The 22,041-nt window shown below is 61.5% G+C and carries 23 protein-coding genes and 1 tRNA gene; 11 read left to right on the forward strand and 13 right to left on the reverse strand.

Annotated features, from left to right (window positions below):
* Positions 1-110: 110 nt before the first annotated feature.
* Together J3O30_RS20145 and J3O30_RS20150 are read left to right on the forward strand one after the other, a co-directional pair.
* The gene (locus J3O30_RS20145) at positions 111-857 is read left to right on the forward strand and encodes an SDR family oxidoreductase (protein ID WP_207581952.1); all 747 of its coding nucleotides are present in this window, start codon (positions 111-113) and stop codon (positions 855-857) included.
* A gap of 35 nt (positions 858-892) precedes the next feature.
* The gene (locus tag J3O30_RS20150; protein WP_207581953.1) at positions 893-1,525 is read left to right on the forward strand and encodes a glutathione S-transferase; all 633 of its coding nucleotides are present in this window, start codon (positions 893-895) and stop codon (positions 1,523-1,525) included.
* A gap of 145 nt (positions 1,526-1,670) precedes the next feature.
* On the opposite strand, the gene J3O30_RS20155 is transcribed toward J3O30_RS20150, so the two are convergent.
* The gene (locus tag J3O30_RS20155) at positions 1,671-1,829 is read right to left on the reverse strand and encodes a hypothetical protein (protein WP_207581954.1); all 159 of its coding nucleotides are present in this window, start codon (positions 1,827-1,829) and stop codon (positions 1,671-1,673) included.
* A gap of 142 nt (positions 1,830-1,971) precedes the next feature.
* Here J3O30_RS20155 and ubiG point away from each other — a divergent pair, with 142 nt between their 5' ends.
* Complete coding sequence (gene ubiG / locus J3O30_RS20160; RefSeq protein ID WP_207581955.1) at positions 1,972-2,718, forward strand: bifunctional 2-polyprenyl-6-hydroxyphenol methylase/3-demethylubiquinol 3-O-methyltransferase UbiG; 747 nt, start codon at positions 1,972-1,974, stop codon at positions 2,716-2,718.
* Between the two features lie 61 nt (positions 2,719-2,779).
* Positions 2,780-3,052 carry a type II toxin-antitoxin system ParD family antitoxin gene (locus J3O30_RS20165; protein WP_207581956.1) on the forward strand — a complete coding sequence of 91 codons (273 nt, stop codon included), beginning with the start codon at positions 2,780-2,782 and terminating at the stop codon, positions 3,050-3,052.
* Positions 3,053-3,162: 110 nt separating this feature from the next.
* Here the strand turns inward: J3O30_RS20165 and J3O30_RS20170 are convergent, their stop codons facing one another.
* From J3O30_RS20170 to J3O30_RS20185, 4 genes are read right to left on the reverse strand one after another with little or no spacing between them, the layout of a single operon-like run.
* Positions 3,163-3,591 (reverse strand): DUF1178 family protein, encoded by a 429-nt coding sequence (locus tag J3O30_RS20170; protein WP_207581957.1) that lies wholly within the window; start codon positions 3,589-3,591, stop codon positions 3,163-3,165.
* Complete coding sequence (locus J3O30_RS20175; protein WP_207581958.1) at positions 3,588-4,445, reverse strand: carbon-nitrogen hydrolase family protein; 858 nt, start codon at positions 4,443-4,445, stop codon at positions 3,588-3,590. Before J3O30_RS20175 ends, J3O30_RS20170 begins: the two co-directional genes overlap by 4 nt.
* 10 nt (positions 4,446-4,455) lie before the next feature.
* Positions 4,456-4,713 carry a glutaredoxin 3 gene (gene grxC, locus J3O30_RS20180; protein WP_207581959.1) on the reverse strand — a complete coding sequence of 86 codons (258 nt, stop codon included), beginning with the start codon at positions 4,711-4,713 and terminating at the stop codon, positions 4,456-4,458.
* A gap of 31 nt (positions 4,714-4,744) precedes the next feature.
* On the reverse strand, positions 4,745-5,521 hold the full coding sequence (locus J3O30_RS20185; RefSeq protein WP_207581960.1) for a ComF family protein: 777 nt from the start codon (positions 5,519-5,521) through the stop codon (positions 4,745-4,747).
* A 182-nt stretch (positions 5,522-5,703) separates the two neighbouring features.
* Here J3O30_RS20185 and J3O30_RS20190 point away from each other — a divergent pair, with 182 nt between their 5' ends.
* A complete protein-coding gene (locus J3O30_RS20190) occupies positions 5,704-6,588 on the forward strand; it encodes a methyltransferase domain-containing protein (RefSeq protein ID WP_207584383.1) in 885 nt (294 codons plus the stop codon).
* Positions 6,589-6,602: 14 nt separating this feature from the next.
* Here J3O30_RS20190 and J3O30_RS20195 read toward each other — a convergent pair whose 3' ends face one another.
* The 6 genes from J3O30_RS20195 to J3O30_RS20220 all read right to left on the reverse strand — a co-directional run bounded on the left by J3O30_RS20195 (position 6,603) and on the right by J3O30_RS20220 (position 10,821).
* Positions 6,603-6,770: a Flp family type IVb pilin gene (locus tag J3O30_RS20195; protein ID WP_207581961.1), complete on the reverse strand. Its 168-nt coding sequence runs from the start codon at positions 6,768-6,770 to the stop codon at positions 6,603-6,605.
* Between the two features lie 70 nt (positions 6,771-6,840).
* Complete coding sequence (locus J3O30_RS20200; protein WP_207581962.1) at positions 6,841-7,158, reverse strand: hypothetical protein; 318 nt, start codon at positions 7,156-7,158, stop codon at positions 6,841-6,843.
* Positions 7,159-7,386: 228 nt separating this feature from the next.
* A complete protein-coding gene (gene mutT, locus J3O30_RS20205) occupies positions 7,387-7,800 on the reverse strand; it encodes an 8-oxo-dGTP diphosphatase MutT (protein ID WP_007632760.1) in 414 nt (137 codons plus the stop codon).
* Positions 7,797-8,603, reverse strand: coding sequence for a GNAT family N-acetyltransferase (locus J3O30_RS20210; RefSeq protein WP_207581963.1), 807 nt, complete (start codon positions 8,601-8,603; stop codon positions 7,797-7,799). Before J3O30_RS20210 ends, mutT begins: the two co-directional genes overlap by 4 nt.
* Positions 8,584-9,825, reverse strand: coding sequence for a bifunctional glutamate N-acetyltransferase/amino-acid acetyltransferase ArgJ (gene argJ, locus J3O30_RS20215; protein ID WP_207584384.1), 1,242 nt, complete (start codon positions 9,823-9,825; stop codon positions 8,584-8,586). Before argJ ends, J3O30_RS20210 begins: the two co-directional genes overlap by 20 nt.
* 114 nt (positions 9,826-9,939) lie before the next feature.
* The gene (locus tag J3O30_RS20220; RefSeq protein WP_207581964.1) at positions 9,940-10,821 is read right to left on the reverse strand and encodes a peptidylprolyl isomerase; all 882 of its coding nucleotides are present in this window, start codon (positions 10,819-10,821) and stop codon (positions 9,940-9,942) included.
* A gap of 245 nt (positions 10,822-11,066) precedes the next feature.
* Between J3O30_RS20220 and secA the strand changes: the two genes are divergently transcribed.
* The 3 genes from secA (at position 11,067) to J3O30_RS20235 (ending at position 16,657) form a co-directional block, all read left to right on the forward strand.
* The gene (gene secA, locus J3O30_RS20225) at positions 11,067-13,784 is read left to right on the forward strand and encodes a preprotein translocase subunit SecA (protein WP_207581965.1); all 2,718 of its coding nucleotides are present in this window, start codon (positions 11,067-11,069) and stop codon (positions 13,782-13,784) included.
* A gap of 179 nt (positions 13,785-13,963) precedes the next feature.
* Positions 13,964-15,379, forward strand: a complete 1,416-nt coding sequence (locus J3O30_RS20230) for an oligosaccharide flippase family protein (protein ID WP_207581966.1) — start codon at positions 13,964-13,966, stop codon at positions 15,377-15,379.
* Complete coding sequence (locus tag J3O30_RS20235) at positions 15,380-16,657, forward strand: GNAT family N-acetyltransferase (protein WP_207581967.1); 1,278 nt, start codon at positions 15,380-15,382, stop codon at positions 16,655-16,657.
* Between the two features lie 58 nt (positions 16,658-16,715).
* On the opposite strand, the gene J3O30_RS20240 is transcribed toward J3O30_RS20235, so the two are convergent.
* Complete coding sequence (locus J3O30_RS20240) at positions 16,716-18,347, reverse strand: AMP-binding protein (protein ID WP_207581968.1); 1,632 nt, start codon at positions 18,345-18,347, stop codon at positions 16,716-16,718.
* 250 nt (positions 18,348-18,597) lie between these two features.
* Between J3O30_RS20240 and J3O30_RS20245 the strand changes: the two genes are divergently transcribed.
* Entirely contained in the window at positions 18,598-19,578 is a 981-nt protein-coding gene (locus J3O30_RS20245) for an aldo/keto reductase (protein WP_207581969.1), read from the forward strand.
* Positions 19,579-19,664: 86 nt separating this feature from the next.
* Here J3O30_RS20245 and J3O30_RS20250 read toward each other — a convergent pair whose 3' ends face one another.
* A complete protein-coding gene (locus tag J3O30_RS20250; protein WP_207581970.1) occupies positions 19,665-20,243 on the reverse strand; it encodes a TetR/AcrR family transcriptional regulator in 579 nt (192 codons plus the stop codon).
* A gap of 129 nt (positions 20,244-20,372) precedes the next feature.
* Between J3O30_RS20250 and J3O30_RS20255 the strand changes: the two genes are divergently transcribed.
* Positions 20,373-21,668, forward strand: coding sequence for an MFS transporter (locus J3O30_RS20255; protein ID WP_207581971.1), 1,296 nt, complete (start codon positions 20,373-20,375; stop codon positions 21,666-21,668).
* A gap of 124 nt (positions 21,669-21,792) precedes the next feature.
* A tRNA-Leu gene (locus J3O30_RS20260) sits at positions 21,793-21,877 on the forward strand.
* Positions 21,878-22,041 lie beyond the last annotated feature (164 nt).

The raw sequence follows: 22,041 nt of genomic DNA on the forward strand, positions 1-22,041 counted from the left end.
AACCGGCGCAATCCAGCACTCCGACAAACCCAGCCGACACCCGGCACGCGACTACCGGCCGATGGACCATGCGTGGATCATCCTGAATTCCAACTCGAAAGGAGACCTTCGTGCCCAATCTTTCAGGTAAAACCGCCCTCGTCACTGGTGCCTCGCGCGGCATCGGCCGCGCCAGCGCGCGGGCGCTGGCCAAGGCAGGCGCACAGGTGCTCGTCCACTACGCTAGCAGCCCGGCCGAAGCCGTCGCTGTTGTCGCCGAGATCCGCGCAACCGGCGGTCGCGCCGAAAAAATTGGTGCCGACCTTTCGGCAGTAGACGGACCGCACAAGCTCGCCAGGCAGACCCGCGACATTATCGGCGGGCGACTTGACATTCTGGTGGCAAACGCCGGCGTCTCGAAAGCCGCGACAATCGAGGACATGACGGTCGAAGACTTCGACGGTCTCTACGCCGTCAATGTCCGGGCGCCTTTTTTCCTCGTGCAGCAGCTGCGGCCGGTGATGTGCACCGACAGCAGTGTCATCTTCGTCTCCTCGCTCGCGGCGCATGCCTCGGTCGGCACGCTTTCGGCCTATGCCGCGACGAAGGGCGCAATCGATACACTGGTCAAGCATTTTGCCTCGGCGCTCGGCCCGCATGGCATCCGAGTCAATGCCGTTGCCCCCGGTGTCGTCGAGACCGACATGTCGAACTTCACCAAGACGGATGCCGGCCGGGATTTCACGCTCGGCATGCAGGCGCTGAAGCGCATCGCCCAACCGGACGATATTGCCGGCGCCATCGTCTTCCTCGCTTCCGACGATGCCCGGTGGATCACCGGCGACACACTCCGCGTCGACGGCGGATCGAAACTGTAAACGCTCATCCATCTCAATCCTTCAAGGACAGGACAATGAAACTCTATCAATCCAAGGGTTCGCCCAATTCTCGCCGCGTGCGGATACTGATCGCCGAAAAGCACCTCGACGTCGAACTGGTCGCTATCGACCTGGGCGCCAAGGAGCAATTCTCCGATAGCTACCAGGCGGTCAACCCGCGCGTGGTGGTGCCGACCCTCGTGCTCGATGACGGCACGGCGATCGGCGAGGTTCCCGCCATCCAGCGTTATCTCGACGAGGCATATCCTGATGTGCCGCTGCTCGGTACGACGCCGAAGGAAAAAGCGATCATTGCCATGTGGGATCGGCGGGTAGAGGCGGAAGGCTTCGCCTCCACAATGGAAGCGATCCGCAACACTGTGCCAGGACTGAAGGACCGCGCCATTGCTGGCCCGCATGATTACGAACAGATCCCTGCCCTCATCGACCGTAGCAGGAAACGTCTCGCCAATTTCTACGGCGATCTCGAAATGCGCCTAAAAGACGTCCCCTTTGTTGCCGGCAATGCCTTCTCGGTGGCCGATATCACGGCACTGGTGACCGTGGATTTCGCTACAAACGCAATCTCCGCGCCAATCCCTGCTGAGACGACGGCATTGAAGGCCTGGTACGACAAGATCGCCAACCGGCCAGCGGCAACTGCCTGATGCCCGTAAGCGGCGGTAGCAAGCATTGCGACCGTCGCATACGCTTCTCCTGCCCCTGCAACTCGGATCTCCTCTGGGAACAGGGCCGCACCGCTCGCTCGGCATAACCTCTTGGGGTTATGTTCGATCCGTCCGCCTTCCTTCGTCATTTGTTCACAAAAACAATATGCATGTCTCGACGCTTACCGATGGCCGCTTCAAGGGTCTCGACATGACCTGTCCCTTCAATATGCTGCCGCAGCTTCCGGCCCTCTCGCTGCCCGTCGGGTTGCAGATTGTCGGCCGCCGTTTCGGCGACGAACATGTACTTTCCCATGGTGCTGCACTGGAGGCACGCCTAATCGCAACCGGCATCACCCAACGCGTCTGCCGCCACCCTGAACCGTGCCCCTTGACTTATGCCCGCGATCGTCCGACTTCACTTGGGACGAACGAAGGAGAGGACGATGACGGAAACCGCCAGAAGCACGATCGACCAGACCGAGGTGGACCGCTTCTCGGCAATGGCGGCGGAATGGTGGAGCCCGACCGGCAAGTTCAAGCCGCTGCACAAATTCAACCCCGTCCGCCTCACCTATATAAGAGACAAGGCCTGCGAGAATTTCGGCCGTGATCCGAAAAGCGCCCGCCCGCTCGACGGCCTGCGCGTACTCGATATCGGCTGCGGCGGCGGTCTGTTGTCTGAACCGGTCGCCCGCATGGGCGCCTCAGTCACCGGCGCCGATCCGTCCGAGAAGAATATCGGCATCGCCTCGACCCATGCCAGGGCTTCCGGCGTTTCGGTCGATTATCGCGCCGTCACCGCCGAGGAGCTGGCAGACGCCGGCGAAACTTTCGACATCGTTTTAAACATGGAAGTGGTCGAACACGTCGCCGACGTCGAGTTCTTCATGACCACCTGCGCGAAAATGGTCCGCCCCGGCGGCCTGATCTTCGTTGCCACCATCAACCGCACCATGAAGGCGGCAGCGCTTGCCATCTTCGCTGCCGAGAACATCTTACGCTGGCTGCCGCGCGGCACCCACCAGTATGAAAAACTGGTGCGCCCGGAAGAGCTGGAAAAGCCATTGGCGGCAAGCGGGCTCGAAATCACCGACCGCACCGGCGTCTTCTTCAATCCGCTGTCGAACCAGTGGAACCTGTCCAAGGATATGGACGTGAACTATATGCTGCTGGCCAGGCGCGGGGCGTAAGCAAAGTCCTTGCACCCAGAAAATTGTGATAAGATGATCCGGTCATCCGAAGAGAAAACCGATGGGCGAAGCCGCAGAAGTTACCGTTACTCTCGAGCCTCGTCTCGAAGAATATGTGCGCGACGATGTCGCCCGCGGCGCCTATAAATCGAGTAGCGACTATATCGAAAGTGTGCTCCGCGAGCGCTACGATGATGATCAACGCGTTCACGAACTGGAAGACGAGTTACAGAAGGGCATCGACGATCTGGAAGCGGGACAAGTCATGTCCCTCGACGAGACGTTCGACAGTGTCTACGCGGAACTTGGTCTGGACAAGCTCCGCGCTCGGTGAAGGTGGCTTTTTCATCTTCTTTCGAGTTGAAGGCTCTACCGTGAAGGTGTTGCGTATCCCGCATGGCGCGCGCGATTACGCCCGCATCCTTCGATGGATGACTTGAAATCTTAATTCACATCTTCAGGCAAAACGGGAATGGCGGCGATCTCGATGCCCTCTTCGAGAAGCGCCTGCGCCTCGTCGACCGTCGCCTGGCCGATGATGCCGCGGGCATCCGCCTCGCCATAATGGATCTTGCGGGCTTCCTCGGGAAACTGCGTGCCGACGTCCTCGGAATTGGCCTTGACCGCGGCGACCGCCTCTTTGAGCTTTTGCAGCGCCTCCTGACGCAGGGCATCCATCGCCAGCGTCTGCCTCTCGTCCTTCTTCCGCGCCGTCGACACCGAGGGCGCCATCAGGAGCTTGGAGACGGCGGCGGAATGACAGACCGGACAGGTCAGGAAACCGGTCGCGACCTGGCGATCGAAATCGGCACTTTCCGAAAACCAGCCTTCGAATTCATGGGCATTGTCGCAAGTGAGGGAATAGCGGATCAAGCGGCGACGCCTCCGGCGACTGCTCCCGCAATCTTCTCGACCGAGAACTCCCGGCCGTTCCTCAGGTTCGGGATCTTGTCATGCGCAGCCTTGACCGCGCCGGGATCGATGTCGGCGATGATGACCGCCTCCCCTGTGGCGCCGGCCGACGCCAGCACCGTGCCCCAGGGATCGACGATCATCGAATGGCCGAAGGTCTCGCGCCCATCCTCGTGCCGGCCGGCCTGCGCGGCGGCGATGACAAAGACACCGTTCTCGATCGCGCGTGCCCTGAGCAGTATCTCCCAATGCGCTTCGCCGGTCTGCTTGGTAAAGGCGGCGGGAACTGTCATCACCTCGGCGCCGGCAACCGCCTGGGCGCGGAAGAGTGCTGGAAAGCGCACATCGTAGCAGATCGCAAAGCCCACTTCGGCAAAGGGCAGCGACAGGACGCGCGCCTCCGAGCCAGCCGTATAGGCGGCACTTTCCCGCCAACTCTCGCCATTGTCGAGGTCGACGTCGAACATGTGGATCTTGTCGTAGCGATTGAGGATCCTGCCGTCGGGGCCAAACAGGAAACCGCGATTGGCGATCTTGCCGTCGGCTAGCGCAATCGCCGTCGAGCCGACATGCATGTGGATGCCGAGTTCCCGGGCGAGCTCGGAGCCGGTTTTGACGATGATGTCATGCGTCTCGTCTGCGAGCACCGCACGCGCCGCCGCGCGGTCACGCTGCAGCATGCCGGTCATCTCAGGCGTCTGCACATAGGTCGCGCCTTGGGCGGCGGCCTCGCGCACCAGCCGTGCCATGGTGGCGGCATTCTTCACCGGATCAACCCCGGAGCACATCTGGACGGCGGCAGCCTTGAAACTCATCGGTTCTTCCTCAAGCCGCCAGCATCGTATCGAGCTTGCCGGCCCGATCGAGCGCAAACAGATCGTCGCAACCGCCGACATGATCGGCGCCGATGAATATCTGCGGGAAGGTGGTACGCCCGTTCGACTTGCCGATCATCTCTCGGCGAAGGTCCGGTGAATATGTCGCATCGTGCTCGACGTAGTCGACACCCTTTTCTTCGAGAAGGGACTTGGCGCGGGTGCAAAAACCGCAGAACTGCCGCGTATAGATGGTGACGGGTATCATAATCTCTCCAGACCGATGCCGGGTATTTCTGTCATATAGGCTCGGACAATGCCCTTGCAAAGGTCAAAACCGTTATCTCGGCCGCGCCCGCCTTGCGCAGCGTCTGGCTTGCCGCAGCCACCGTCGCCCCTGTTGTATAGACGTCGTCGACGAGGACGATGCGCTTGCCGAAAATGTCGTTTTCGCAACCTTTGGCAATCGCGAAAGCGCCCCTGACATTATCTTCGCGCGCCTTCGCGCCAAGGCCAACCTGCTGGCTGGTGCGCTTGACGCGCACAAGTGTGGCGGCAAGAAGCGGCTTACCCGAGAGCCTCGCCATATGGCGGGCAAGTTCGGCTGCCTGGTTGAATTTGCGCGCCAGCATACGGGTGCGGTGCAGCGGCACCGGGATCAGCGCATCGCAGCTTTCGACCGTCCCTTCGGAAGCGCGCAGCATCCAGGCAGCCATCATCGGTGCCAGATCGGTGCGGTCGCGATATTTCAACCCATGCACGAGATCGCGAACCGCATGGTCGTGGGTCGCAGCCGACCGCAACCGATCGAAGGGCGGCGGGTGAGCAATCGCCTCGGCGCTGAGGATGCCGGCGCCGAGATCATGCGAGAAGGGAATGCCGAGCACCTCGCAATAGGGCCGTTCGATGAAGCGGATGCCGGACCAGCACTTCGCACACAGCCCGCGATGGCCGCCGGTCGAAATGCCGCAGACGGAACAGGCCGGGGGATAGAGAAAATCTGCAAGCACGGAAAACGGCCGCAAAAGCTGCGCCCGCAAGAACTCCGTCCGTGTTTTGCCATCGATCGGCCTCATCCGGCTGAGACTAAAGCATGTCGCGCAAAAGTGTGCAGCGGTTTTTGCGTCAACCACATGCGTAAAAACAAAGAGCTAAAGCGCATGGAGCGAATCTGAAAGATCGCGACGCGCTTTAGCGCGTTCTTTCAGAAAGGAAAATCGTCTTGCTGCGTAAGCGCCACAGGATTAATGACATCGTCATGGAATCGATCTTCGACAGAGCCCTGATCGCCGCACATCGTCATCGCGCGCTCGCCAATAACGACCCGAAAGCCGCCTTCCTGCTCGACATTGCCGCTGAGGAAATGGCGGAAAGGCTTGCTGTTGTCGAGCGGACCTTCGAGACCGCCGTCGAACTGCATGGCGCAACTGGAGCCGCCGCCCGTGCCGCGCTGGCGACCGGCAAGATCGGCACGATGATGCGCGTCGAGAGCGAGAGGGCCTATGCGAGCCCAGGCGAAACCTTGATCGAGGCGCCGCTTGAGGACGTGCCGCTCCAGCCGCAATCGGCCAATCTCATCCTTGCTCCGCTCAGCTTGCATCTGACCAACGATACGCCAGGCGTCTTCATCCAGATCCGTCGCGCTCTAAAGCCGGACGGCCTGTTCCTGGCGGCTATCCCCGGTGCCAGCACGCTGCAGGAACTGCGCGACGTGCTGCTGGCCGCCGAGGTCGAGATGACAGGCGGCGCAAGCCCGCGTGTCATCCCCTTCGCCGATGTGCGCGATGTCGGCAGCCTCTTGCAGCGCGCCGGTTTCGCGCTGCCGGTGATCGACGCGGAAAACTACACGGTACGATATGATTCGCTATTTCCGCTGATGCGGGATCTGAGAGCCATGGGCATGAGCAATCCGCTTGCAGCCAGGGGCCGGGTGCCGCTGACGCGCGCCTTCTTCCTGCGTGCAGCCGAGATCTATGCCGAGCGCTATTCCGATCCCGACGGGCGCATCCGCGCGACCTTCTCTATCATCTATGTCTCGGGATGGGCGCCGCACGAGAGCCAGCAAAAGCCGCTGAGGCCGGGTTCAGCCAAGGCACGCCTTGCCGATGCGCTGAAGGTGGACGAGCACAAGCTCAGCCAGTGACAGCGACGGTCTCTTCAATTTGTGATCATACCGTTGTTGATCACGTTGAAGACATTCTGAAGGGCGCCGGTGAAGAACCCGAGACCCGAGACGAGAGCGCCGCAAATGAGCGCGGCGATCAGACCGTACTCGATGGCCGTCGCACCTCTGTTATCTGCAAGAAATGCTTTCAAAAGATGCATGACCCCAACCCTTGGCGCGAACTGACAGCAAACGACCATTCCACGACCATCGGGCGATGGCCGGCATTTTTCAGCAACCGGCGCCGACGCCATAGCCCTGGACGACGCAGACCGAGCCGGGCGTATCCTGGAGGACGCTGCGGCGGATCGTATAACGCTTGCCGCTTTCGCTCTTCGGGATCGATCCGGTTGTCATCGTGTCGAATTCAAGCGGCGCGCTGGCAAAGACGCTCTTCTTCGAGGAATCCGCAAGCATCGGCGTCAGGATAAGCGTCAGGGCGACCACCGCCGTGCCGAACAGAAGGGCGATATTAAGCGCACCCGTCCTGCGCGAGGCAGACGAAACCCGTTCCTTTTCCCGGACAGCTTTCCAGAAATCATCGTCCATGACGTCAAGCCTTTTAATACACGCACGCCAGATGCTTGATTGAGGCCGATCTTTGGCAGAATGTGTTAAATGATCCATTAATATCCACAGCCGAAAATGGCCCGGCATGATAATAATCAGGTAACGCTAATACATATCATCGGGAAATTTGCAGCGGTTCCGGGGAGGCATCATGCAAAAGACAAAGACTAAAGCGCATCATCCGAATCCGGATCGGCGTGATGCGCTTTAAAGTAAATCCTGCAGCATCGGGATGAGCGGCTCGTCGGCCGGCGGCATCGGGTAATCGCGTAGCGCCTGCGGACGCACCCATTTCAGTGCTTGACCCTCGCGGCCCTGGGGAATGCCCTCGTAACGCCGGCAGATATAAAGCGGCATCAAAAGGTGGAAGGTTTCGTAAGAGTGGCTGGCGAAAGTCAGCGGTGCCAGGCAGGCGATCTTGGTGTTGATGCCGAGCTCCTCTTCGAGCTCCCGCACCAACGTTTCCTCCGGCGTCTCGCCGGGCTCGACCTTGCCGCCGGGAAACTCCCACAACCCGGCAAGCGACTTTCCCTCGGGGCGCTGTGCCAATAGGATACGCCCATCGGCATCGATCAGCGCACAGGCGACGACCAGCAATATCTTCCGGCCGGCATCGCTCATCGCGGCTCCTGCTGCCAATAGCAATAATGATAAGCGTCGCGAAAACCGAGGCGTTCATAGAGTGCGATGGCCGGACGGTTGGACAACTTCACCTGCAGCCAGGCCGATCGGGCGCTGCGCATGCGCGCCCAGCGCAGCGCCGAGGTCAGGATCTCGGTGCCCAGTCCCTCGCGCCGCCGCGTTTCGGAGACCGAAAGCGACATGATGCCGGCAAGGTCGTTGTCCTGAACGCAGAGCACGGTCGCCAGCGGGCCGTCCGCCGCATTCTCGATCATGAACAGGCCGGACGGCGGCTTGATCGCCGAAATGATCTCGGCAAGCGCCGGCTTCAAGTTCAGTGGCGCCCGGTCGACGGCGAGGTTGGCGTCGACGAACCGGCCGATATCATGGGTCGGCAGGTGATCGAGCGTATCCGGCAGCTCGGCCTCGGCAAGGTCGCAGGTCATCACCACCGTCTCGTCGAACCGCGTCCAGCTCTGCGCGCGCAGAAGCTCGATCAGCACCGGCGAAGCAAGCGGCGTCTGGCGGATGACGGCGGCGCGGCCATAGGCCTCGAACTTCCGGCTCGCCTTTTCCAGGCGGATTTCGACATCGCGATGGTCCGAGGGATCGAGCGGCACGATCGAATTCAGCCGGTTGGACGGATGGCCGGCCGTCAGCCGCACCTGCCAGCTGCCGTCATATTGCACGGACGCCGCCGGCCAGGCCCGGAAGCCGACGGCCTCCAGCCTGCGCACCAGCGGCAGATTGTGTGAAGAGATGGATGCCTGCACCAAAGAACGATCAGCTCCGATAGTCGCCATTGATCGCAACATATTCCTTGGTGAGGTCGCAGGTCCAGACGGTTGCCGAACCAGTGCCGAGTCCAATGTCAACTTTGACGGGGATATCCTGCGCCTTCATGACCTTCGAGGCGGCCTCCTCGGAATAATCGGGATCGCGCTCGCCATTGACCGCGACCCTGATGTCGCCGAACCAGATGGCCAGCCGGTCGCGGTCGGCCATCTCGCCCGATTTGCCGACCGCCATGACGATGCGGCCCCAATTGGCGTCTTCGCCGGCGGCCGCCGTCTTGACCAGCGGCGAATTGGCGATCGACAGTCCGATGCGCTTGGCTGCGGCATCGCTCTCGGCGCCCGTCACGGTGATTTCGAGCATCTTGGTGGCGCCCTCGCCGTCCCGCACCACCTGCAGCGACAGATCCTTCAGCACGTCGTTGAGTGCGGCCCGGAATGCTGCAAGGCGCGGGTCGTCGGCACTTTCGATACGGGCCTGGCCGTCCTTGGCCGCAGCACCCGTCGCAAACAGCATCAGCGTGTCGGAGGTGGAAGTGTCGCTGTCGACGGTCATGGAATTGAAGGTCGGGCCGACGCCATCGGACAGAAGCACTTGCAGCGCCTCGGGCGCGATGTCGGCATCGGTGACGACGAAGGAAAGCATCGTCGCCATATCGGGCGCGATCATGCCGGCGCCCTTGGCAATGCCGTTGATCGTCACGACGACGCCGCCGATCTCGGCGCTGCGGGTCGAAACTTTTGGATAGGTGTCGGTCGTCATGATCGCCTTGGCGGCCTCGAACCAGAAATCGCCGGTCGCTTCGACCTGCATCCGCTCCAGAACGCCTGAGAATTTGGTGGCGTCGAGCGGCTCGCCGATGACGCCGGTCGAGGCCAGATAGACTTCGTTTTCGGCGCAGCCGACTGCAGCGGCAGCCGACTTCGCCGTCAGTGCGGTCGCCTGGCGGCCCTTCAGGCCGGTGAAGGCATTGGCATTGCCGGAATTGACGACGACGGCGCGGGCACTGCCATGCGGCAGATTGGCCCGGCAGAAATCGACCGGCGCCGACGGGCACTTCGAACGGGTGAAGACGCCCGCAACGGCCGCCGGCTTGTCAAAGACCATCATCAGCACGTCGGTGCGGTCCTTGTACTTGATGCCGGCGGAAGCCGTCGCCATGCGCACGCCGCGCAGCGGCGGCATCGAGACGAAGGATTTCGGAGCGAGCGGAGAGACGGAACCGGACATGATGAAACCTGCCAATGGGCATTTCCAGGCGAATGGAAACCGGTTCGCCGTCCGGAAATGCAACAACAACAATGATATTAAAGGGCCCGGAAAAACCGGGCCCTGATGCGAATATTACTGCTTCGGCGCCGGCGCGACGGGATCACTGCCCGGCTCCGGCTGCTTGTTGGCCTGATCGTAACCCTTGCGCAGCGTCTCGTCGGTGATTTCGATCTTGGCGGAGGCCTTCGCCTTATTCAGAAGCTCAAGATACTTGTCGCGCATGACGAGCTGACGAACCTGATCCTGCACCTGCTCGAAGGGCGGCGGCGCGGCGTCGCGTTTATCCTCGACCTTGATGACGTGATAGCCGAAATCGGTCTTGACGGGCGTCTTGGAATAGGTGCCCTTCTCCAGCGCGAAGGCCGCGTCCTCGAATTCCTTGACCATCCGGCCGCGCGAGAAATAACCGAGATCGCCGCCTTCCGACTTGTTCGGATCGGTGGACTTTTCCTTGGCGAGTTCGGCGAAATCCTTGCCGGCGTCGAGCTGCTTGATGATGTCCTTGGCTTCGTCCTCGGTCTTGACGAGGATATGACGGGCGTGAACTTCCTCCTGCTTCGGCAGAGCAGCGACTTCCTTGTCGTAGCGAGCCTTGACTTCTTCAGGCGTCACGATGTCGACGACATGCTTCTTGAAGTAGGCGTTGTGCAGCTCGCGGTCGGTGAGATACTGCATGCGCTTCTTGAATTCGTCGGTCTGATCGAGCTTCTCGGCCGCAGCGTCGGCGGCGAGCAGCTTCACGTCGATGGCGGCGGAAAGGGCTGCGACCTTCTTTTGGTCATCGGGAAGCTGCGCCAGTTGCGGGTCGAGATTGGCGACGGCGAGGTCGAGTTCCGACTGGTGAATCTCCAGCGTGCCGACCTTGGCGATGACGGCGTCATCGGCATAGGCCGGGGCCTGGAGCGCAACAAAAGTTGCAAACGCCAGTACGGCAAGTTTGTTGGTGCTCAACATGAAATACCCTTCACAGTTACATCACCGGTTTCAGCATCGCCTGAATCGGCCCAAAATAGCCATCAACACCGGATTGTGGCCTTTCTGTATCCGCCAAATCCGTTGACATCATTCGACCCCCCTCTTATCTGTCACGCAACCTCGCGTCCAGAACAGTTTCCGGGCGTTTTAGCCGCGCGCCTGATTTTCGGCTGGGCCGCGAACAACAAACGTCGGGGATGAATATTTGAGAAAGGACCAGTCATATGGTCAGCTTTGGCGGTCTAGCCCGCAAGTTGTTTGGATCTTCCAATGACCGCCGCGTGCGGTCTTTCCAGCCGAACGTCACTGCCATCAACTCTATCGAAGAGAAGACCAAGGCCCTGACGGACGAGCAGCTCACGGCAAAGACCGTAGAGTTTCGTGCGCTGCTTGCCGAGGGCAAGACGCTCGACGACATTCTGATCCCGGCCTTTGCCGTCGTGCGCGAAGCCTCGCGCCGCGTTCTCGGCCTGCGGCCTTTTGATGTACAGCTGGTCGGCGGCATGATCCTGCATTCGAATGCGATCGCCGAAATGAAGACCGGCGAAGGCAAGACCCTCGTCGCCACCCTGCCGGTCTATCTGAACGCGCTTTCCGGCAAGGGCGTGCACGTCGTCACCGTCAACGATTACCTCGCCCAGCGCGATGCCGCGACCATGGGCCGCGTCTACAGCTTCCTCGGCATGACCACCGGCGTCATCGTCCACGGCCTCTCCGACGAGGAACGTCACGCGGCCTATGCCTGCGACATCACTTACGCCACCAACAACGAACTCGGCTTCGATTATCTGCGCGATAACATGAAGTACGAGAAGAACCAGATGGTCCAGCGCGGCCACAACTTCGCGATCGTCGACGAAGTGGACTCGATCCTCGTCGACGAGGCGCGCACGCCGCTGATCATCTCCGGTCCGCTCGACGACCGCTCCGAACTCTATAATACGATCGACGCCTACATTCCGATGCTGGTGCCTAGCGATTACGAGATCGACGAGAAGCAGCGCTCGGCCAACTTCTCCGAAGAGGGCACCGAGAAGCTGGAAAACCTGCTTCGTCAGGCCGGCCTCTTGAAGGGCAACGCACTCTACGACATCGAGAACGTCGCGATCGTCCACCACGTCAACAACGCGCTGAAGGCCCACAAGCTGTTCCAGCGCGATAAGGACTATATCGTCCGCAACGACGAAGTCGTCATCATCGACGAGTTCACCGGCCGCATGATGCCGGGCCGCCGCTATTCGGAAGGTCAGCACCAGGCGCTCGAAGCCAAGGAAAGGGTGCAGATCCAGCCGGAAAACCAGACGCTGGCGTCGATCACCTTCCAGAACTATTTCCGCATGTACGCCAAGCTCGCCGGCATGACCGGCACGGCGCAGACGGAAGCGGAAGAATTCGCCAACATCTATAATCTCGATGTCATCGAGGTTCCGACCAACCTGCCGATCCAGCGCCTCGACGAAGACGACGAGGTTTACCGGACCTTTGACGAGAAGTTCAAGGCGATCATCGAGGAGATCCTCGACGCCCACAACCGCGGTCAGCCGGTGCTGGTCGGTACCACGTCGATCGAAAAATCCGAACTGCTCGCAGAGCGCCTGCGCAATCAGGGCTTCGACGACTTCAAGGTGCTGAACGCCCGCTATCACGAGCAGGAAGCCTATATCGTCGCCCAGGCCGGCGTGCCCGGTGCCATCACGATCGCCACCAATATGGCCGGCCGCGGCACCGATATTCAGCTCGGCGGCAACCTCGACATGCGCATCGAGCGCGAACTCGGCGAAGTCGAAGCCGGTCCGGAGCGTGACGCCCGGATCCAGGCAATCGTCGAGGAAATCAAGGAACTCAAACAGAAGGCGCTCGCCGCCGGCGGTCTCTACGTCATCGCCACCGAACGCCATGAAAGCCGCCGCATCGACAACCAGCTGCGCGGCCGCTCCGGCCGTCAGGGCGACCCCGGCCGCTCGAAATTCTACCTCTCGCTTCAGGACGACCTGATGCGCATCTTCGGCTCCGACCGCATGGACAGCATGCTGACGAAGCTCGGGCTCAAGGAGGGCGAGGCGATCGTCCATCCGTGGATCAACAAGGCCCTGGAGCGCGCCCAGAAGAAGGTCGAAGCCCGCAACTTCGATATCCGCAAGAACCTGTTGAAGTACGACGACGTTCTCAACGATCAGCGCAAGGTGATCTTCGAGCAGCGCCTCGAACTGATGGAATCGACCAATATTTCCGAAACCGTTTCCGACATGCGTCGTGAGGTGATCGAGGATCTGGTCGAAAAGCACATCCCCGAGCGCGCTTATGCCGAGCAATGGGATGCCGCCGGCCTGAAGACCGGTGCTTTGAACATCCTCAATCTCGACCTGCCGGTTGAGGATTGGGTGAAGGAAGAAGGCATTGGCGAAGACGATATCCGCGAGCGCCTGACGGAAGCCACCAACGCCGCCTTCACAGAAAAGGCCGAGCGTTTCGGCGACGACATCATGCATTATGTCGAACGCTCGGTGGTCATGCAGACGCTCGATCATCTCTGGCGCGAGCACATCGTCAATCTCGACCATCTGCGCTCCGTCATCGGCTTCCGCGGCTATGCCCAGCGCGATCCGCTGCAGGAATACAAGTCGGAAGCCTTCGAGCTGTTCACCGCGCTGCTGAACAATCTGCGCGAGGCGGTGACCGCGCAGCTGATGCGCGTCGAGCTGGTGCAGCAGGCCCCTGTCGAGCCCGAACCGCCGTTGATGCAGGCCCACCACCTGGATCCGACGACCGGCGAGGACGATTTCGCCCCGGCGATCTACCAGGCATCGGAAGTCCTCGTTTCTCCCGAGAACCGCAATCCTGATGACCCGGCCACCTGGGGCAAAGTCGGCCGCAACGAGACCTGCCCCTGCGGTTCCGGCAAGAAATACAAGCATTGCCACGGCGCCTTCGAACAGGTCTGAGGCAAGCCGCAAAGACTGCGGAAATGCCGCCTTCGGGCGGCATTTTCTTTTCTGCGGCAGCGCCGGAAAACCGGAATTACAGTGTCGGGCGGCAAGCCCGATCCGGAACCGTTTCTTAACCCTGTTCTGTCAAGACTTCGGGACGATTTGCCTGACTTTCAGAGTTTTGCGTGTTCATCATGGCGGTCATAGAAACAGCGGAGAAAATGCTGCCCGCGGGCCTGCGCCCGATCGGCGGCCGCGCGTTGCGCATGCTTGCAGCCGTGCTCACCGAACGTGGTGAGAAGGCGGCCGCTCAGCGCATGGCGCTGACGGCCTTCACGATCCGCATCCTTAGCGCGGCACTCGCCTTCGTCTCCCAGATCGTGCTTGCCCGGCTGATGGGCGAATATGAATACGGCATCTTCGTTTTCGTCTGGGTACTGGTCGTCGTCTTCGGCGATCTCTCATGCCTTGGTTTCCACACCGCGATCATCCGCTTCCTGCCGCAATACCGGGCAGCCGGCGCCGTCGAGGAAATCCGCGGCCTGACCGGCACGGCGCGCATCTTTGCATTGCTTTCGGGCACTGCAGTGCTCGCCGCCGGCATGCTCGGGCTGCATTTCTTCGGCGATATGATCCAGGTCTATTATCTCGTCCCGATCTTCCTCGGCCTGCTCGCCATGCCGATGATCGCGCTCGGCGACATTCTGGAAGGCACCTCGCGGGCGAACCACTGGCCGGTGATGGCGCTGAGCCCGGTCTATATTATCCGCCCGATTCTCATCATCGCCTTCATGCTCATCGCCATTGCCAGCGGCGCCGAGCATACGGCCGTCACCGCGATGCAGGCCGCACTCGCCGCGACCTTCGTCACCGCGCTTGGCCAGTATGCCGCAACGCTCTATCGCCTTCGCCGGCATTATGACAAAGGCCCGCACAAGGTCGATTTCCTCGCCTGGTTCAGCGTCGCTTTTCCGATTTTCCTGATCGAGGGCGTCAGCTTCCTGCTCACCAATTCCGATGTCGTCGTTGTCGGCATTTTCCTCGAGCCGCACGACGTCGCTATCTACTTCGCCGCCGCCAAGACGATGGCGCTGGTGCATTTCATCAATTTCTCGGTCAAGGCGGCCTCCGGCCCGCGCTTCTCCTCGATTATCGCCGAAGGCGACCACGCCCAGCTGGCGACCGCCGCCATCGACGCCGCCCGCTGGACCTTCTGGCCGGCGCTCGGTGTTGGACTTGCGGTGCTTGCCGCCGGACATCTTCTGCTGTCGCTCTTCGGCGGCGCCTTCACCTCAGGTTATCTGGTCATGGCGATCCTGCTCGCCGGCATCCTCGCCAAGTCGTTGGTCGGCCCGGCCGAAACGCTGCTGATGATGGCCGGCAGACAGAATATCTGCGTCGCGCTCTACGCCGGCGCGCTGACGGCCAATGTCGGCCTCAACCTTGCTTTGATCCCGCATTACGGCATCGAAGGCACAGCGATCGCCACGGCTTCCGCCATGGCGGTCGAGGCAATCCTGCTGCATCTCGCCGTGCGCCGCACGCTCGGCATCGTCCTTTTCGCCTTCGCCAGCCCCTCCGCCGCAACGCCAGAGATGAGAGTTCGATAGATGGTGCGTATTCCTCCCGTTACCGAAAGCACCGACAGCGCTGCCAACCGCATGGTGCATGATCTCGCCGCGCTGCATTTCGAAGCGCCGCGGGCCGAGGCGCGCGCCGAGATCGGACGACCGGGACGCGAGCTCTGCCTCTACCCGGGCAAGCTCGGCTATGAGCTGCAGGAAGAACTCGACTTTCTCTCCCACCGGGCTATGGAACCGAACGTCTTCTTCTCCGGCCGCTTTCTCGCTCCCGCCATGCCGCGGCTCGAAGACCGGCAGGTAAACTTCGCCCTGATCCGCGACCACAATGCCGGCCGCAGCCGCATGCGCTTTCTGATGCCGTTTTCGATCGACAAGCCGGGCTTTGCCGTCGGTCCGTCGATCATCCGCGGCTGGTCGAACAGCTTCGGCCCGCTTGGCACGCCGCTGGTCGACAGCGAGGATGCAGCCGAGACCCTCGACAACCTCTTCGAGGGACTGACCGCGCGCGATCTCAATCTGCCCGGCATACTGGTTCTGCCGGATCTCAGGCTGAACGGCATCTTCGTGCGCATGGTCAAGGCCGTGGCGCTCAGCCGCAATCTTCCCGTCACCGTCACCAATCCCTACTTGCGGCCGATGCTGCAGAGTGACGAAGAGGCGCCGGCCTATCTCGGCCGCACCATCTCTTCCTCGCACATGCGCGAGATGCGCCGCCAGTGGCGTCTGCTGGAGGAACAGGGAACGGCGGTGTATGCCGTCGCCCGCCAGCCCCGCGAAATCCACATCCGTTTCGAGGAATTCCTGGCGATGGAAGCCGGCGGCTGGAAGGGTAAGCGGCGAAGCGCTCTTGTCACCGATCGCTATCATACGGCTTTCGCCCGCGAGGCGGTGTCGAACCTTGCCGCCGTCGACGCCGTGCGTATTCACACGATCGACCTCAACGGCAAGGCGATTGCCGCCATCGTCGTTTTGATGATGGGTGGCGAGGCCTACACCTGGAAGACCGCCTATGACGAGAACTATGCCCGCTATTCGCCGGGCAAGCTATTGATGAGCGAACTCACCGAATGGCATCTCGACGACGCCAATATCGTGCGCTCCGATTCCTGCGCCGTCTCGGATCATCCGATCATGAGCCGCTTCTGGCAGGAGCGCGAGGAGATGGGAACGCTGGTGATCGGCCTGACGCAGAACGGCGACCGCGACATGCGCCAGGTCTCAGCCCAGCTCCACATGTACCGCAGCACCCGCAATATGGCGAAGATGCTGCGCGAGAAGATCATGTCGCTGGCCGGCCGGGGCTAAAGCCCTTTATTTGCATATCGTTCTTCCGGAACCGCTACACACTTCCGGGCGATATGCACTAATCTTCGGCCGCCGCCTTTTCGCGCAGCAGCCGGCGGATCACCTTGCCGGTGGTCGTCAGCGGCAAGGCATCGATGAATTCCACCTCGCGCGGATATTCGTGCATTGAAAGCCGCGTCTTCACCCACTCCCTGATATCGGCGGCCAGCGCTTCGCTTGGATGATGGCCTGGCGACAGAACGATATAGGCCTTGACGATCTCGGTGCGCACCGTATCGGGTTTGCCGACGGCGGCGGCAAGCTGCACGGCGGGATGGCCGATCAGGCAATCCTCGATTTCGGCCGGGCCGATGCGATATCCCGACGAGGTGATGACGTCGTCATCGCGGCCCTCGAAAGTGACGTAACCGTCGGCGTCCTGCCGGCCGATATCGCCGGTAAGCAGCCAGCCTTTGGCGAATTTTCGCGCCGTCGCCGCCGCATCGTCCCAATAGCCGAGGAACATCACGGGATCGGGACTGGCGATAGCGATCTGGCCCGGTTCGCCGACTGGCAAAGCGTCACCCGCTTCGCTGACGATCGCAACGCGATGCCCGGGCACCGCCCGTCCGATGGCGCCCGCCTTGGTGACGCCATGGGCAGCGCTCGAAGCGAGCACGAAATTGCACTCCGTCTGGCCGTAGAATTCGTTGACGGTGATGCCGAGCGTGCGCTGTGCCCATTCATAGGTCTCGCGGCCGAGCGCCTCCCCGGCCGAGCCGATGGTGCGCAGCACCAGATGGTATTTCGAGCGTGGATCCGAAACAGATCGCATCAGCCTCAATGCCGTCGGCGGAATGAAGGCGTTGCGCACCCCCATCTCGGCCATGATCCGATAGGCCATGTCGGCATCGAATTTCTGCGCCGGCGACGAGACGACGGGAACGCCGAGCAGCAGGCTCGGCAGCAGCGCGTTGAGCAGCCCACCCGCCCAGGCCCAGTCGGACGGCGTCCAGACCTTGTCGCCCGCTTTCGGAAAATCCTCATGGGCAAACTGCATGCCGGGAATATGGCCGGGCAGCACACGGTGGCCATGCAGCGCACCCTTCGGCGGCCCCGTCGTTCCCGAAGTGAAGATCATCAATGCGGGATCGTCCGGACCGGTCTTGACGACATCGAAGACGGGAGAATGGCCGTCCACCAATTCGCCGAAGGCGGCTGCATCGGTACTCGCCCCGTCGATGCTGATGAGATGTTTCAGCATCGGCAGCCGATCGCGGATCTGGCGGATGCGTTCGAGACCGAAGCCATTGGTGACGACGGCCACGACGCCTGCCGCCTTCAGCCGGTATTCCAACGCCTCGACGCCGAAGAGCAGCGCCAGCGGCAGCGCGATCGCGCCGCTCTTGTAGATCGCCACATGCGCAATCACCGTCTCGAAGGATTGCGGCAAGAGCAGCGCGACGCGATCGCCACGTTCGATACCAAGCGAAACCAGCGCATTTGCAAAGGCCGAGGAACGGTCGGCGAGCGCGCGATAGGTCAGGGTGCGGTGATGGCCGTCCGGGCTGAAATGTTCGAGGCAGACGCGCTCCGGCGCCCTCGCCGCCCAGTCGTCGCTGACGGCGCGGCCGATATTGAAGCCTTCGGGAATCCGCCACGAGAAATCGCGATAGAGATCGTCGTAGCGATCGTGGGACGGCAGGATCATAGGCGAAATCCGGTGAATGCTGCACCAGCTAACACCTTGTGCTGCAATTGCGCAAGCAGCCGGTCCGGGGCGGCGATGACAGGCCTGGCTTCCGAGCCCATCACGCATTGTTGTGTGCCTGGCAGAACGGTTCTTCGTCGGCCGCCCTGCGACTTTGCCGGTTCCGCGCTAGATCATGGAGGCCATCCCCCGGGGCATGGAATTGGGGGCATCGAATTGGGTGATCAAATTTTAATCGCGGAGTCGTTTCATGGAATACGCAAAATTTGGCAAGACCGGTCTGGAAGTTTCGAAAATCTGCCTGGGCTGCATGACCTTCGGCGATCCCGGCCGCGGCAATCATGCCTGGAGCCTGCGGGAAGAAGAAAGCCGGGCGATGATCAAGCAGGCGATCGACCTCGGCATCAATTTCCTCGACACCGCCAACACCTATTCCAACGGCTCCTCGGAAGAGATCGTCGGCCGTGCTATTAAAGATTTCGCCAAGCGAGAGGACATCGTGCTGGCGACCAAGGTGTTCAATCGCATGCGGCCAGGCCCCAACGGCGCCGGCCTGTCGCGCAAGGCGATCTTCGATGAAATCGACAACAGCCTGCGCCGTCTCGGCACCGACTATGTCGACCTCTATCAGATCCACCGCTTCGATTACACGACGCCGATCGAGGAAACGCTGGAAGCGCTGCACGACGTCGTCAAATCCGGCAAAGCGCGTTATATCGGCGCCTCCTCCATGTATGCGTGGCAATTTGCCAAGGCGCTCTACGTCTCCAGGCTGAACGGCTGGACCGAATTCGTCAGCATGCAGGACCACCTGAACCTGCTCTACCGCGAAGAAGAACGTGAAATGCTGCCGCTCTGCGAAGATCAGAAGATCGCCGTCATCCCCTGGAGCCCGCTTGCCCGCGGCCGACTGACCCGCGACTGGGACGAGGCGACGGCGCGCAGCGAAACCGACGAATTCGGCAAGACGCTCTACACGCAGTCGAGCGATGCAGACCGCAAAATCGTCGAGGCCGTGGCCGAGATCGCCAAGGCTCGCGGCGTCTCCCGCGCCCAGGTCGCAACCGCCTGGATCCTGCAGAAGAGTGCCGTGACCGCCCCGATCATCGGCGCTTCCAAACCGGGCCACCTCAGCGACGCGGTTGCCGCGCTCTCCGTCAAGCTCACCACTGAAGAAATCGCCGCACTGGAAGCACCCTACATCCCGCACGCCGTCGCCGGTTTCAAATAGCCGCCGGCGGGTTTTCAGCCTCAGCGATCAAGGCAGATCCCCTCCGTTTGCGCGGAGGGGAAATCGAAACCATCACCATCCTGAGATTATATCCGACTGCCGGGATCGAGCTGCCGGCGCATCGTCACCAGAAACTGCTCGGCAAGCGCCCTGTCCTCCACCGCGCGCGCCAGAATGACGGCGCCCATCATCGATGAGAGGGTCGTCGCGGCATTGGCGCGGCGTTCTTCTTCGGTCTCGCCGGGAACGATATCGGCGAGTGTGTCGACCAGCACGGACAGCCCGTCGCTGAAGACGGCGCGGACAGCACCGCGGCTGCGGCTCACCTCCTGGATCAGCGTCGCGAAGACGCAGCTGCCGCCCGGATCGTCGACCGTGCGCCAGTGGATATAATGGTCGAGCAGCGATTCCAGCGGCCGATCCGGAGAATCGGCGATATGCTCCTTCCAGCGCGTTTCGACCTTGTCGATCAGCTTACGGCTGACCTCCAGCGCCAGGTCGTCCTTCGAAGCGAAATGACCGTAGAAACCGCCATGCGTCAGCCCCGCCGCCTTCATGATGTCGGCGACGCCGACCCCGTCGAAACCGTTCTCGCGGAAGAGCACGCCGGCAACGCCCAGGATTTTCTCTCGGTTTTCGGCAAACTTCTCGCGGCTCACCCGCATTTTTCATCTCCAGAAATAGTCGCTTGACAAAATATATGACGTCCATCATCAATAGGCAACAAATATGATGGCCATCATGTAAATCGATCTTGCATTTTCCCCAAGCTGAATTCGAACGGAATCTCGCCCATGGTTTCCACAGCCCTTGCCTCCTCTCTTGCCCGGCGTAACATCCACTACGGCTGGGTCGTCGCTGCCGCAACCTTTCTCACCATGCTGGTCACCGCAGGCGCCATGGGCGCACCTGGCGTTCTCATCAAGCCGCTGCAGGACGAGTTCGGCTGGGAGACGTCGCAGATCTCCTCAGCCCTTGCCATCCGCCTGATCCTTTTCGGTTTCATGGGCCCGTTCGCCGCCGCCTTCATGAATTATTTCGGCGTGCGCAAGGTCATCGTTTTCGCCCTCACCCTGATCGGCGCTGGCTTCATCGGTTCGCTGTTCATGACCACGCTGTGGCAGCTGCTGCTGCTCTGGGGCATTGTCGTCGGCTTCGGCACCGGCCTGACGGCCATGGTACTCGCCGCAACGATCTCCACCCGCTGGTTCACCAAGCATCGTGGCCTCGTCGTCGGCATGCTTTCGGCAAGTTCGGCCACCGGCCAGCTCGTCTTTCTGCCGCTGATGGCGGAGCTGACGCAACGCTATGGCTGGCACTCGACGGTGTTTTTTGTCTGCGCCATGATCATGGTCGCAGCCCTTGCCGTGCTAGCCTTCATGCGCGACCGGCCGGCCGACCTCAACTTGCCCGCCCTCGGCGAAACCCAGGTAACGCCGCCGCCGGCAAGCACCTCTCTCGGAGTCGCGCTGATGACGCCAATCACAGTGCTCAGAGACATCTCGAAGACGTCGACTTTCTGGATCCTGTTTGCCACCTTCTTCATCTGCGGCCTCAGCACCAATGGCCTAATCCAGACCCATTTCGTCACCCTCTGCGGCGATTTTGGCATCGTGCCGGTGGCCGCCGCCAGTGTGCTGGCCGTCATGGGCATCTTCGATTTCTTCGGCACCATCGGCTCCGGCTGGCTGTCCGACCGCTTCGACAATCGCTGGCTGCTGTTCTTTTATTACGGCTTTCGCGGCCTGTCGCTGCTCTACCTGCCCTTCAGCGATTTCAGCTTTTACGGCCTCTCCATCTTCGCCGTCTTCTACGGCCTCGACTGGATCGCCACCGTGCCGCCGACCGTCAAGATCGCCGCCGACCGCTTCGGCCGCGAAAAGGCCGGCCTCGTCTTCGGCTGGGTCTTCGCCGGCCATCAGCTGGGAGCCGCCACCGCCGCCTATGGCGCCGGCCTCTCGCGCACGGAGCTTTCGAGCTACCTGCCCGCCTTCTTCATCGCCGGCGCCTTCTGCCTGCTGGCATCGATCCTGGCGATCACGCTGAAGAAGTCCGGCCTGACCGCTCCGGCACCCGCGGCGGCCCATTGATATCAAAAGCATCCGGCCTCGAAACGAGGTCGGATCTCTCTACAGGATCAGTTGGATAACTTCGCTTGCCCGTCTTGCGCGTGCAGGCGCTCACATGTTAGACAGCCGCCCGGTCGTATCCGTTGCCCCATTGGCGGAATTGGTAGACGCGCTCGACTCAAAATCGAGTTTCGAAAGAAGTGCTGGTTCGACTCCGGCATGGGGCACCAGCCTACGCTCTATGAGCTTCGGCTCGGCCAGCCGAAGAGAGCAGCTAAGCGGAGGCTGTCGCGCCGCAGTTCCGTCAGGAATGAAGGCGGACTGGTTCGATAGTTCATCCCGAATACAATTGTGTCGTACCTCCGCATCAACAAACTGACGCGGGAGCACGCAA

Origin of the sequence: Rhizobium sp. NZLR1 (genome assembly GCF_017357385.1) — a bacterium.
Lineage (GTDB): Bacteria > Pseudomonadota > Alphaproteobacteria > Rhizobiales > Rhizobiaceae > Rhizobium.

Coding starts and splice junctions, on each gene's coding strand:
- J3O30_RS20155 (WP_207581954.1), bottom strand. CDS start 1,829: ATGTTCGTCGCCGAAACGGCGGCCGACAATCTGCAACCCGACGGGCAG.
- J3O30_RS20200 (WP_207581962.1), bottom strand. CDS start 7,158: ATGGACGATGATTTCTGGAAAGCTGTCCGGGAAAAGGAACGGGTTTCG.
- J3O30_RS20185 (WP_207581960.1), bottom strand. CDS start 5,521: ATGAGGCCGATCGATGGCAAAACACGGACGGAGTTCTTGCGGGCGCAG.
- J3O30_RS20165 (WP_207581956.1), top strand. CDS start 2,780: ATGGGCGAAGCCGCAGAAGTTACCGTTACTCTCGAGCCTCGTCTCGAA.
- secA (WP_207581965.1), top strand. CDS start 11,067: ATGGTCAGCTTTGGCGGTCTAGCCCGCAAGTTGTTTGGATCTTCCAAT.
- mutT (WP_007632760.1), bottom strand. CDS start 7,800: ATGAGCGATGCCGGCCGGAAGATATTGCTGGTCGTCGCCTGTGCGCTG.
- J3O30_RS20250 (WP_207581970.1), bottom strand. CDS start 20,243: ATGCGGGTGAGCCGCGAGAAGTTTGCCGAAAACCGAGAGAAAATCCTG.
- J3O30_RS20235 (WP_207581967.1), top strand. CDS start 15,380: ATGGTGCGTATTCCTCCCGTTACCGAAAGCACCGACAGCGCTGCCAAC.
- J3O30_RS20190 (WP_207584383.1), top strand. CDS start 5,704: ATGGAATCGATCTTCGACAGAGCCCTGATCGCCGCACATCGTCATCGC.
- grxC (WP_207581959.1), bottom strand. CDS start 4,713: ATGATACCCGTCACCATCTATACGCGGCAGTTCTGCGGTTTTTGCACC.
- argJ (WP_207584384.1), bottom strand. CDS start 9,825: ATGTCCGGTTCCGTCTCTCCGCTCGCTCCGAAATCCTTCGTCTCGATG.
- J3O30_RS20245 (WP_207581969.1), top strand. CDS start 18,598: ATGGAATACGCAAAATTTGGCAAGACCGGTCTGGAAGTTTCGAAAATC.
- J3O30_RS20195 (WP_207581961.1), bottom strand. CDS start 6,770: ATGCATCTTTTGAAAGCATTTCTTGCAGATAACAGAGGTGCGACGGCC.
- J3O30_RS20210 (WP_207581963.1), bottom strand. CDS start 8,603: ATGGCGACTATCGGAGCTGATCGTTCTTTGGTGCAGGCATCCATCTCT.
- J3O30_RS20230 (WP_207581966.1), top strand. CDS start 13,964: ATGGCGGTCATAGAAACAGCGGAGAAAATGCTGCCCGCGGGCCTGCGC.
- J3O30_RS20255 (WP_207581971.1), top strand. CDS start 20,373: ATGGTTTCCACAGCCCTTGCCTCCTCTCTTGCCCGGCGTAACATCCAC.
- J3O30_RS20150 (WP_207581953.1), top strand. CDS start 893: ATGAAACTCTATCAATCCAAGGGTTCGCCCAATTCTCGCCGCGTGCGG.
- ubiG (WP_207581955.1), top strand. CDS start 1,972: ATGACGGAAACCGCCAGAAGCACGATCGACCAGACCGAGGTGGACCGC.
- J3O30_RS20175 (WP_207581958.1), bottom strand. CDS start 4,445: ATGAGTTTCAAGGCTGCCGCCGTCCAGATGTGCTCCGGGGTTGATCCG.
- J3O30_RS20220 (WP_207581964.1), bottom strand. CDS start 10,821: ATGTTGAGCACCAACAAACTTGCCGTACTGGCGTTTGCAACTTTTGTT.
- J3O30_RS20240 (WP_207581968.1), bottom strand. CDS start 18,347: ATGATCCTGCCGTCCCACGATCGCTACGACGATCTCTATCGCGATTTC.